The 13,332-nt window shown below is 29.6% G+C and carries 6 protein-coding genes and 1 tRNA gene; all 7 read right to left on the bottom strand.

What is annotated here, in order from left to right:
- Window positions 1–279 precede the first annotated feature (279 nt).
- A tRNA-His gene (locus tag U9R42_06490) sits at window positions 280–353 on the bottom strand.
- Window positions 354–490: 137 nt separating this feature from the next.
- Window positions 491–1,186 carry a hypothetical protein gene (locus U9R42_06485; protein MEA3495667.1) on the bottom strand — a complete coding sequence of 232 codons (696 nt, stop codon included), beginning with the start codon at window positions 1,184–1,186 and terminating at the stop codon, window positions 491–493.
- 6 nt (window positions 1,187–1,192) lie between these two features.
- A complete protein-coding gene (locus U9R42_06480) occupies window positions 1,193–3,247 on the bottom strand; it encodes an acetate--CoA ligase family protein (protein MEA3495666.1) in 2,055 nt (684 codons plus the stop codon).
- 116 nt (window positions 3,248–3,363) lie between these two features.
- Window positions 3,364–4,110 carry a hypothetical protein gene (locus U9R42_06475; protein ID MEA3495665.1) on the bottom strand — a complete coding sequence of 249 codons (747 nt, stop codon included), beginning with the start codon at window positions 4,108–4,110 and terminating at the stop codon, window positions 3,364–3,366.
- Window positions 4,107–7,097, bottom strand: a complete 2,991-nt coding sequence (locus tag U9R42_06470; protein ID MEA3495664.1) for a DNA methyltransferase — start codon at window positions 7,095–7,097, stop codon at window positions 4,107–4,109. The genes U9R42_06475 and U9R42_06470 overlap by 4 nt, the downstream gene beginning before the upstream one ends.
- Before the next feature lie 100 nt (window positions 7,098–7,197).
- A complete protein-coding gene (locus U9R42_06465) occupies window positions 7,198–11,652 on the bottom strand; it encodes a PKD domain-containing protein (GenBank protein MEA3495663.1) in 4,455 nt (1,484 codons plus the stop codon).
- Window positions 11,653–11,821: 169 nt separating this feature from the next.
- Window positions 11,822–12,967, bottom strand: coding sequence for a formimidoylglutamase (locus tag U9R42_06460; protein MEA3495662.1), 1,146 nt, complete (start codon window positions 12,965–12,967; stop codon window positions 11,822–11,824).
- Between the last annotated feature and the right edge of the window lie 365 nt (window positions 12,968–13,332).

The raw sequence follows: 13,332 nt of genomic DNA, 5'->3' as shown, positions 1-13,332 counted from the left end.
ATTGTTTATTTGTTTATTTGATGATTTGTTTATTTGTTTTTTCGTAACACATAACTTTAAGTACTTTAGGCACTCTAGGCACTTTAAGTACTTCTTTTTGTTTTTTCGTAACACATAACTCTAAGTACTTTAGGCACTCTAAGTACTTCTTTTTGTTTATTCGGAATTTGACTGTGGACTGAGGACTGTTTTTGACTGTGGACTTCTTTATTTTTCTCAATTAATATCACTTATTCTCTCTCTAATTTTTGAGAGGGAAGAAGTTTTTTGAAGAGGAAGGGTGGCTAATGAGATTTGAACTCACGACCCCCGGAACCACAATCCGGTGCTCTAACCAACTGAGCTATAACCACCATTTATTAAGAGGTGCAAATATACAGATTTTCATTAAAATAATATATTTTTATATTCAATTTAAAAAAAATATTGCGAATGCAGGGCTTTAATTCTATGTTTGCTTATTGAGTTTTGTTTATTGATTTTTTTTGTTTTACCTATCGTTACTTTTCAAACTTGCAATTGCAAGTAGTACCCCAAGAATTATACTGTAAAATGCTGCAATTAGAATTCTTAAGTCATCGGGAAAAAGAAAATTAATTGATTGTGCAGGAATCCAAAAAAAAGGAATTGTTTTTTTGAAAACAAAATTCCATTGTACATCCCAGTTTAAATTTATCATTTTTTCACCAAATTTCAAAGGAGAAAAAAATCCTTTAATACTACCTTTTGTTTGCTGAATATGCTCATCTGTAATTTTGTGAGTAACCATTAAAAAAGGTGCATAAAAAATATTTAGTGTAATACCAATAGAAAGGGCTGTAAATACTTTTACCCAAGAAAGTTCTTGTAAAAGAATATTCTCGGGGATATTTAATCCCATTGAAATAAGCATGGAAGGTACTCCATTTGCAAAAATATCGAAAGCCATTTTTATAGTTATTCCAAGTAAACCCCAAACAAATGCTCGTGGCAATAATCCAAAACCTTTAGTATAATATTTCCCTGTTTTAATTCTTAAACCGAGCATTTCTCCAAAAGGAGCAAGGATAGAAAATTTAATAAATGTCATTAAGTATGCATGCTCTTTATTAAAATTCCAATAAAAATCAAAGATGGAATCTGAAATAATAAATGGTGAGAAAAAAAGTATAACGCTTGCAATGCAAATAAAATCAGCTTTTTTCATTAGTTTTTATTTTTCAATTCGAATTCTTGCATCAACGGCTACAACTTTATCCTTTTTACCAAGTAAAGGATTAATATCCATTTCAAATATTTCAGGTGCTGTTTGTACCAATGCTGAAACCCTAACAATTATTTCATTAAAAATTTGTTGATTTATTCCTTCCTGACCTCTTGCACCTTCAATTATTCCGTATCCTTTAAGATTTTTAATCATCCAATTAACTTCTTTTTCTGAAAGTGGAGATAATCCTGCATTAACGTCTTTAAGAACTTCAATAAAAATTCCTCCAAGACCGCAAAAAATAAGATGCCCGAATTTTTCTTCCATTTTAGCACCAACAAAAAGTTCTGTTCCGCTTAACATAGGTTGCATCAAAACAGAGGTGGTATCTTTTATTTTTATCATTCTTTTAAATTCTTCTGCAACTTTTTCTTTGCTATCAATATTAAGCACAACTCCTCCTACATCAGATTTATGAACAGGACCAATAACTTTCATTACTATTGGAAATCCAAGTTTTATAGCTTTTAAAATAGCTTCTTCTTTTGTTTTTGCTACAGCTTCACCTGCTCTTGGAATTCCTGATGCATCAAGAAGTTCTTGAACTTCAACAGGGGAGAGGTAGCCGTTGTTGGCATTGTCAATAATTGAACGTATCTTTTGTTTGTCAATTTTTGTAAGCTGTGTTAGTTCGTGAGTTTTGGGAGTATTTATTATTTTGCATAATGCATTTCCGAAATTAACTTCATCAGGAAAAGTTATTCTTCCTTTTGAAAGAAAATGATTTATTTCATCTTTTACATTTATTATTGATGGCAATACCGGAAAAATTGGCTTTTTACTGCTTTTCATTTTTTCATCAAGAAGGTCATATACATCATAAACAGGAAATAATCCGGGGCTTCCGAATATTACAACCATAGCATCAATATTGTCAAAATCATTATCGCAAGCATCAATTATGTGTCCTAATTGTTCTGCATTTCCTGTTGCAAGAAAATCAATAGGATTGGCAACAGAAGAACCGGGATAAAGTTTTTCAAGTAGTTCATCTGCTTTTTTGCCTTCAATATGAGGAATATTTAATCCACCGTTTGATAGTGAATCGGTAAGCATTACAGCCGGACCACCCGCATGAGTGATGATTGCAATATTTTTTCCTTGCAGTTCTTTATGCATAAAAATTGATGCAACAGTTGTGAGTTCTTCTCTTCCGTAACATCTAATTATTCCTGCTTTTCTAAAAAGTGAATTAACAGCAGTATCGGAACTTGCCAAAGCTCCTGTGTGTGAAGATGCCGCTCTACTTCCTGCTTCCGAACCTCCAGCTTTTATAGCGGCTATTTTACATCCTTTTTTGATTAATGAAGATGCATGTTTTAAAAGCATTTGTGGTTTGTCAATGCTTTCGATGTACAATAATTTTACCTTTGAACTGGTTTCAGAATTAAATTCTTCATCCATCTGCTTTAGGATTTCTTCAACTCCAAGTTGTGCAGAATTGCCTACAGAATAAACACTTGAGAAAGTAAGCCCTTTTGGCATTGCAGCTTCTATAATAAAAACAGCAGTAGCACCTGAACCTGAAATAAAATCAACACCATTTGGGTCAATTTTAGGAATAGGCGTGGTAAAAACCGAGCTGTGAAACTGGTTGAAAATGCCTATGCAATTAGGACCAATTAAGCTCCCATTAACCTTATCTACTATTTCAACAATTTCTTTTTCCAGTTTTGCACCTTCTTCGTTTTCCTCGCTAAAGCCTGCTGATAAAATTATAAATGCTTGTGTATTTTTTTGATTTGCTAAAATTTCAATTGTTTCTTTACAAAATTTTGCAGCTATTGCAATAATTGCCAAATCAACATTGGGGAGTTTTCTCGGGTCATTAAATGTTTTTATTCCTTGAATCTCATCTTTTTTAGGATTTACAACAAGTAATTGTCCATTAAATTTATGTTCTATCAGGTTTTTAAGAACTTTACCTCCCGGACTTTGAGTATTATCAGAACCTCCAACTACAACTATGCTTTTAGGTTTAATAAGTTTTTCATTTATCATATTAATAGCCTTTTATCAAATTAAAGTTATTTTTTTAAAAAGTTAAAAATAGAAATTATTTTTATAGTACTGATTATGATTTACTAAAAATAACATCAAATATTATAATAAGAGTATTATTCATCACAATTTGCAAAATCCATTATGATATGATGCAAACAAAATTTTTCTTCCTGTTTTGTAATAGAATTTTTTCTCAAATGAATGGTGTCAAAAGTATTTTTGTTGTCGGTTATTGAATTATAAATAATTTTATTTCCTATTAATGTGCCTCTATTTGTCTTTTGGTAAACAGATTGAATTTTATCTGTTAGTTTGTTAATCAAATCCTGATTTTTGCCTACTACAAAACCAAGCATTCCACCAAAATTTAATTCGCAAGCATATTTGTTTGTCATATAGCGATACATTCCGCCATCTTCTCTGTCTTTTGTTTTTACATAAACATACTCATTTATTAATGTTGATTGTCCACGATTTTTAATTTCTCCAAGATTTTTAGCTTCAAATGAAAAGTATTTATTTCTCCAACTGCTATGTTCAAATTTTAAATCAATAAATCCATCTTTGTTGCATTCAGAACTTGGTTCAAGATTGACAATAAATTCTTGTTCGTCAAAACTTTCACTTTGTCGTGTGAGCCAATTCCGAATATGCTTTTTAATTTCTGTTTCAATATTGGCTTTTTTTTTATCTGTTTCTTTTTGTATTATAGTCTGTATCGTTTTATTATCAACGGAATTGTAATATTGAAACAAATGAGAAAATATATAATTCTTCCAAATCTCATCATCAAGTTTTCGCAATTGGTCTCTTAGATTAGACATTGCTTTTGTTTTTGGTATTTTGAAATATTCTTTCATTGTTTTATCAATTTTAGAATATCTTTTCCATCTTCAAAAGCTTTGGATTTTGTCCAGTTTTGGAATTTATTGCTTTTTGTTATGTAGATACAGTTATCTCCAATTATTTTTTCTCTAAGAACAAGAAAGTTCTCTTTCGTATTTTTCAATATCTCTTCACTGATAATAAATTTTAAAGTTTTTTTTGCAGTTGGTTGCTTGTTTTCTGTTTGATTAAAATGAATTGCAACAACCGACAAGTCAAATCCAAAGCTTTTATCTTGATAATGAGTTATTGTTGGATTATTTTCAAAATATAATTCAAAAACATTTTTTAGTGTTTGTTTGTATTCTTCAAAGTCCTCTGGTGAAACGAGTTTTTTCTCTGAAAAGAAATCTTTAATTCTTTGTCGTTCGGTAAAACTTAAATCATACAAATCATATATGAGTTCATTTAATTTGTCTTTTATTTCGTCTTCGTATTTAAGTTTTCTATCTGTGAGTTGTTTACTTATTTTTGATATTTCTGAGACTAAATCTTTATCTAATTCTTTGGGAATTGGAATGTTTTTTATTGCTTCATAGCCAATTTTGGGATAAGAACCATCACTTCTTTTTCTATAAATTAAGTTAGTGAGATAATTTATAGTAGTTGAATTTAAGATAGCTGTAAAAAGATTATAAAGCTTGCTATCACTTAAAAAGATAGAATATATGTCAAAATTATAGTAAATTTTTCCTTTACTATAAAACGCGTTTAAATTACTTCCAACTCTATTAATTAAAATTTTTTTTCCTTCATAAATTTTTGAATTTCTTTTTCTATGAAAATTAGAAATATCACCTAAAAATATTTCTGGTTTATTAAGCTGAAAACTTAACAAATTTTTAGGTATTATAAGCGGAGTAGTAAAATTATTTTCCTTTTTTGCTCTTGTATATTTTTTCTTAAATTCATCTGAATATTCTTTTCGTTCTTTCTTTTTTAACGTTTTCCACTTATTTTCGGGAATCTTAAATTCTTTAATTAGTTGTTCTTCACCTACAATCTGAATTCCATTATAAATTTTGTCCTTTGTATTTTTAATATGAAATAGAAAATGTTCTATTTTGTTATTTTCCCTTATTTTATTATACAGCTTTAAATCAAATTTATTTCCAATAAGATAATCTCGAAGAATAATATTTTGTTCTAAAATATCTTTTTGTTTTAAATCTATTTTATTGTCTTCTTGAATAACCAGTGTTTTAAAGGTTTCTGAAAATAGCTCTAAATTAACAGGATAATATTTTAATGTATTTTTGTCAATTTTATTATTGTTAAAAATAACTACAATTACGCTTTCTTTTGCTTTCTTAAATAATATATTTTTTACTCTTGAAAGTTCATAAAAGTTTTCTATTCGGTAATTCTCAAAGAAAAACTTTTGAAAGTTTGTTGATTTTTCATTATAAAAGTTTGAACTGTTTAAAACAAAACCAAATTTTGTATTTTCATTTGCCCAATCTTTTATTTTCAGAATAAATGCCTGAGAAATTTGATTTTTCCCAATAATATTATTTGCTTTTATTTCCTTTCCGTTTATTTTTGTTTTGTAATTATTTATAAAATCAATCTCAGTTGCTTTTTGTGAAATCTGTAAAAATGGAGGATTTCCTACTATATAATTAAAAGTTTGATTTGGAAAGTGCAATTCTGCTTCTAAAACTCCAAGTGAATTACCCTCTTTTATATTATCGGAAAAATCCGGAAAAATCTTAATATCTGTATTTTGTTCTATACGTTTTTTGATATACTCTTTTATCTCATCACTCGGTAAGCCTTTTAATATTTCAAGATAAAGAGAAAAAATGGTTAATCTCCATGCTGTATTCTCTTTTTCGATACCAAAAATATATTTTTGAAGTAAATCTATTTTATGAGTAATTTCTTGAGACACATTTGCTTTTGGAGGTGTAGGATTGTTTTCTAAGAGTTTTCTAAATCCTAAAATTAAGAACATTCCCGAACCACAGGCAGGGTCAAGTATTTTGCCTGTTTTGGAAATTGTGTCATCAATTATTAGTTGGGCTAATTTAGGCGGTGTATAATAAATGCCTTGGTCAAGTTGGTCGTCTTCAAGAAATACTTCGTAAATATGACTGATAAATTCTATTGGAATAATATCAAAACGAAAATCAAACAAAGACAGTTGTCCCGTTTTTAAATCTTCTTGTTTTATTGCTCTGTATATTAAATCTGATGATTTTATAATAAATTCATCTTTGATTGTCGGTGTAATAAAAAGAACATTACTAAAAATTTCGTTTATTTTTTCAAAAAGCAAATTAATACTTTCAGCATCTTTTTTGTGTAATAATTCTTTATAATTAAGATTTTGGTCATTGAAAAAATGCTGATAGAAAAAAGAATTAATGATGTGATTGTCTTCAAGAAATTTGATAAATAATGTTCTGTCAATTAACGATTGTATCGTTTCAATCTTATCCTTGCCTAATTTTTTTAATAATTTTGATTTTAGGATTTTGAGTTGCTTTATTAACTTCTCATCAATTCTTTCACTTTTTTTTATTTTATCAATAAAGTTAGCGTAAGAAAGCCAAAAGGCTCCTGACTCGAAATTCCATTTTTTTATTTTTTCTAAATTCTTGTTATCTTCATTTTGACCTTTGAAAGTGTCTATTTTTAAAGCGTTTTCATCTGGGCTTTTTTTTGCATAAAATAATGAGATTGTTGTAGCATTTTCAGGATAAAAGAATAAATCATATTTATCTTCATTCCAAATATATTTTCTTGTGTCAAGTAGTTCTTTTTCTGTCAGATTAGTTGCAATTATATAAAAAGAGCTTTGAGTTTGCTCAATATTTTTATTGTCATAAACAAAAATATTATTTTTCAGTTTTTTTGTCAATTCAGCATTTTCAAAAATTATCACATTATTTTGACAAAAATCTTTATCAAACGAAAAATCAATATTTTCAAAAAATTGTTTTACGTTGAACATCATCAATTGATTTAACAAAAACGAATAAATTTAAAAAGCACTTCAAAATTACAAAAGATATTCTTTAAAAATATTTTTATTATATATTTTTTAATACTTGTTATCACCTAAGCAACAACAAAGTTCCGTTTTCAATTCTCTTTTGCTCTTTTGTTCCTTTTACAACAAGACGGAAAAAATAAGTGTCGGTTTCACATAATTTATTTCTAAAAGTACCATCCCAGCAATTATTAATATCATTACTTTTAAAAACTTCTTCACCCCAGCGATTAAAAATTCCTATTTGAAAGTCAACAATATATTTCCCAATAATTTTGTATGTGTCATTAATACCATCATTATTTGGTGTAAAGGTATTGGGAATCCATACAAGTAAGGGAATAGATTCACAGGCAACATTTGAATTACTTATAGTATTTGTGTCCGATTCGTAAGCAGTTATTTTGTAGCAATATTCATCTAATAATTGACTATTATTTGCATCGGTAAAACTTGATGAATCGCTTGATAAGGTTGTGATTTCTTCAAAGAAGTATGTTTCTGTATTTTGTAATTGGATTTTGTAATTTTCAACAGGATACTTCCATTCTTCATATTTTGTCCAGTTTAATACAAGAGGGTTTTTGTTGGCATCAATTGTAAGTAAAATGGATTTTCCAATGTTTGAATAATTGCTTTGATAATTACAACTATCAACTACTTTTATTCTGTAGGAATATGAATTAGATGAAATATTAGCGTTGTAATCTTTATAAGAAAGAGTAGTGGGAGATAATTTTGCAATTTCGTTAAATCCATTTCCATCCGATCTTTCAAGAATGTATTTTGCGGGAGAACCTGAAGGAGAGGCAGTCCATTCAATTAAAATATGGTCGTTGTTTTCAACTGTGGTTCTTATTAAATAATTTTGTGAAACATGATTATTAACCTTTAGGGTTTTTGATGTTGAACTATTACAGCCTTTGTCAGATGTTGCAATGAAATTAACTACATAAATTCCGGCTTGGTCATAAGTGCAAGATGGGGAAGAGTTGGTTGATGAAGCTCCGTTTCCAAAATGCCATTGCCATTGAGTTATATTTCCGGGAGATGTAATAGTTGATTTATCAGAAAAATTTGTTGGAACATTCAAGCAGGGCATACTATTGTCAAAATCAGGTTGAGGCATTGGAAAAACTGTCATTTTTGTTGTTGTAGAATCAGTACATCCGTGATTTGAAGTAACTTTTAATTCCACATTATAAGTGCCATCATCAGTGTATGAAAAATCAGGTGAATTTGCATAAGATGAACCTCCGTCTCCAAATGTCCAGAAATAACCTGTAAGTGAACCATTAACAATTGTGGATGTATTTACAAAATCAAAATTATTATTGTCAAGACATTGTTTGCTCTTGTTTACATCAAATTTTGCTTTAGGCATTGCATGTACATAAACAGTTTTGTTAAGTGAATCAGTACATCCTTTATCCGAAATTGTTTTTAGTATTATTTCAAAAGTATCATAAGCGGAATAAGTATGGCTTAGGCTAATTAAATTATAGTTTGTTCCGTCACCAACATCCCATAAATTTGAATTGATTGACCCTGATTGTATTGTAGAATTATTTTTGTAAACAAAAAGATTATTGTTAAGGCATTGCTCCTTATCATTAATTGAGAATTTCGTTTCGGGATTAGGATTAACAATTATCATTTTAGTAGCAGAATCGACACATCCTTGATCAGAAGATGAATATAATTTTGCGAGGTAAGTATTTGGATTGGAGAAGGAGTGATTAAATTTTCGAGTAAGATAGACTGAGCCGTCACCGGGTTGCCAATAATAGGATTCTATAATTCCTTCAACAATTGTGGATTTATCTTCAAATGCAAATTTATTATTTCCGAAGCATTGCACAGAGTCATCAATTATAAAATTAGTTTTGGGCATTGGAAAAACAAAGGCTTTTCTTTGAATAGAATCTTTACAGCCTTTATCAGAAATGCAAAGCAATTGAACATCATATTCGTTATGAGTTGTGTAACTATGTGTTAGGTTTTTTGAAGAGAATGAATTGCCATCATCAGTTTGCCATTCGTAAGTGGTTATACTTCCATATTTTATAGTTGAGCTATTTGTAAAAATAAAATTATTATCAGAGAAGCATTGAGTATTATCGTTAATTGTAAAATCAATACTTGGCATTGGTTGAACAAATATTTTTTTGGAAGTAGAATCGGAGCAACCGAAATCGGAAAATACTGCAAGTTTGATATTAAAACTATCATCAGTCAAATATTGATGAACAGGGTTTTTTGTATTCGAAGTTAAGCCGTCACCAAAGTCCCAAAAATAGTTCATATTGCCACTGTTGATAGTACTGTTATTGGTGATCTCAGCTTGATTTTTATTTAAGCATTGAGAGCTGTCATTTAATATAAATTTTGCATTTGGCATAGGATGTACATGAGCATTTTTTGTCATTTCATCTTTGCAGTTAAATTCAGAAATAGCAAAAAGTGTAACCATAAAAGTGCTGTTTGTATCATAAGAATGAGTAACATTTTCGCTGTGAGAGGTATCTCCATCATCAAAATACCATTCATAAGAAACGGCACCATCATTAAAATGTGAATTGTTTGTAAAAATGAAATGGTTACCTTTAAAACATTGAGATGAATCATTTATTGAAAATATGGCGGTTGGTGTAGGATGAACATGCACGTAAGCAATTTCTGTAGCTGTATCTTTACATCCTTGATTTGATGTTGCTATTAAATTTACAAGAAAAGTATCGGCACTTGTATATGTATGTGTAGGATTATTTTTAATAGCAACCTTTCCATCTCCAAATGTCCAATAATAAATAAGGCTACCATAATCAATAGAAGAAAGGTTTATAAATTTATATTCGTTTTTGTCAAAACATTGGGCACTGTCATTCATTGAAAAATCTGCATCAGGTGAAGGAAACACAATGTTATATTTTGAAAAAGTATCTTTACATCCATGGTTTGAGACAGCATATAATGTTGTTTTAAAAGTGTCCGAACTTCCGTAAGAATAAATTGGAGACTTTTGTTCGGATGAAGCTGTATCGCCAAAATTCCATAAATAATTAATTGAGCCTTTTGATATTGATGTTAAATTTGTAAATACAAAAGTATTTCCTTTTAAGCATTGAGCACTATCGTTTATAGTGAAATCAATTTCAGGTTTTGGATAAATTGGTAATGTCCATGTTATTGTGTCAGTAGTTCCTTGATGATGAATAAATAAACCAAGAGAGTAACTACCCGGGGCTGTATATAGGTGGCTTGGATGAATATCCGTAGAAGTATTTTTACTTCCTGAGTTAAAATCACCAAAGTACCATCTTACCGAATCAACAAAGCTTGTGTTATAGATGTAAAATTTTGTGGAATCTCCAAAACAAAAATTTTCGTAATAAAAGTCAGGATTATAAAAATAACTTTGATTAAAAGTTGGTAAACCGTATTTACTTTCTTTACCTCCAAGATATAAACCGTTATCTTGAAAATTGCAACCCGAACCAAAAGCGTTAGGGTTTTTTATTATTCCTAAATAACCGCTTGTTCTTGCAATATAAATTTTTCCGTCAATTGCAATTTGTAAAGCACCAACTTGACTTGCAGAAATTCCAACCTGATATTCGGAGCTTAAAATGTCATTTGTGCTTCCTGCTTGTAAATTGAATTGATATATTTCTCCGGTACTTTGAGAACTGATATAAAGTTTTGAACCGTCAGGGGAAAATTCCAAACCATAAGGGTCGTGTATTGACGAAATTGTAATAGGGTTTGATAAATATCCTGTAGAGTCGTTAAAATCAAGGATTTGAACTAGACCGTTATAGCTTTGTTGGGCAATTGCTATTTTAGAACCGTCAGGTGAAGCTTTGAGATAACCACTTGCTTTTGAAAGCGACCCTCCATGTTTATAACCTACATTACTGACAATAGGAGTTGAATTTATACCTGTGCTGTCAACCATATAAGTAAAGAATGCATTAGTATCCCATCCGTGAGTAATTACCCATGTATCAGTACCATTGCTACATCTTACTGCTGTAACTTTCTCTGTTGTTGGAGTAATAAGAAGATTGTTTTTTGAGATTACTTTACCTTTTCCACCAGCAAGACTCATGTTTACAGTTGAGTATTGCAAACCATTGGGTCCTGCTACATCGTCAATAGTAAAAATAAAATATATTTTATTGCTTTTTGGTCTGGGAACAATTATTGAAGATTGAGTTGAGGGATATCCTCCTTTTAATCCTGTACCGTTTTCCATCGTTTGATGACTTTTATTCCAAACAGTCATTCCATTTGTATAGAATAAAAGATTACCATTGCTATCGGAAATAGTTGCACAGCCTTCGTATTGAAACATTGCACTGTTTGTAATTGCAGTAGGGTTGTAGCCATTGAAATTAACACCTGCATATTTGCCGAAATACCAAATATTACCCTCTTTTTGTGAAAAAGATAAAAACGAAGAAAAGATAAGGGCTAATAAAAAAACAAAAATTCTGTATGTTGTTTTTTTCTTCATGTATCTTAGTTCTGAATAATCTGATTCTTAGTTAATGACAAAAAAAATACTTTTTTACAATTTTGCAAAGATAAGGTTTCTTGACTTAATAACAAAAATTGATTTTAATTCATTTATTAAACGTAGAATGTGCTTGTTTATTTGTCAATATTCTTTTGCATACTGTTTCCTAATCCATTTTTTGTAATGCTTTTAACCATCGTTCAGGAATTTCACCTTGTGTTGCTTCAATGTAATCTTTGTAAGAACAGGGAATTATTTGTTTGTCTTCATAGTTCTTTGCTTTGTCACCGGGTATTTCCATCCACCACCTGTTTGTTTTTTTGCTTTTATAAAAAATAATTTGATATGAATTATTGTTATCGGAAGTTATGTATTTAATAAAGTTTTCATTGTTTTTAACATTGATTTCATTATCGCGCTGTAAATAACCATCTACAAAATACCAAATCATCTGGGCAATTAATCTTGATGTTTGATTATTATTATCGAATTCAGGGTTGTACTCAAAAATACCAATTGAACTAATATTATCACTTAAACCTGCATATCTTAATATTTTGCAAGCTTCTTCAGCAAAAAGTCCATTGGGTGAAGGATGATTATTTCCGGGGGCATCACTTTGCCGAATTGCCGAAATATCAAAGCTTAAAAGATCTGCTGTGCGAATAATAGGTTCAATATCGTTAATATTATCTCTAATCGTTCCAAGACGGTGTAAATCAAAATGATGCTCTTCCATAAGTTTTATTACTTCCGAATCCGTAAGCTGTGTTTGGAATGCCAGATAGCTTATGTTAAACAAATATGAAGGGTCTTTTAGTAGTATTTTATAAAGGTATGATTGATTGTCAAATTCTTTTTTATCGTCAATTTTGAAATCAATTAAGGAATCTATGCAGGTAACATTTATTATTTTTTTTAAATATTCAAATGCTAAATATTGTGAAAAGGATATTTCTTGTGAAAAGCCGAGTAAAACGGGAACAACGTCTTGTTCAATTATTTCGCTTAAGGTGTAGGCAAGTTTTTGATATATTCTTTTTTCTTTTTTGTCAAAAATAAAATTACCTAAATCCGCTACTTCTTTTCCGTATTCTTTTTTTGTATATGAATAAAGGAAGTTACGTATGTTGTTGTTTGCTGTGTTTGACTCTTCATCAGAAATTCCTATTATGGCAATTTTGCGATTTTTAAGGTCAGGAAATCTTTTATCATAGATGTCGATATTGCCTAACCATGAATCATCGTTTGAACCGATTATACTCAGTTCTTTTTCAACATTTATAGGAATGAAATTGTCGCTAATACTCATGAATAAATATTTTTTATTTGGAAACAAAAGTATTATTCTAAATTTGTTTTTGATTATTTATTTATTAACACTATTCGCTAAAGGGTTTTCATTCCGAAATTTCGGAATCATATACTTCTTTAAAACTTTTTACATTATCCCGATTTGTTTCAATTTTTTTCATTGTCTATAAAAAACTCTGGAAATCTTAATGCTTGTCTGCCGACATAGGCAGGCGAATGTATTTATAGAACCCCCTTTTAATAATGAATATTGACCACGTTCGCTGTAGCTTTAGCGGTTGCGAAACAAGGAATTTTGAATAATGAAGTTTTAATTAATTTCAATAATACCGGATATTTATTTTTTTATTATTGAGTCCACTC

Source organism: Bacteroidota bacterium, from assembly GCA_034723125.1.
Lineage (GTDB): Bacteria > Bacteroidota > Bacteroidia > CAILMK01 > JAAYUY01 > JAYEOP01.
This window is presented reverse-complemented; position numbering and strand designations above follow the sequence as displayed.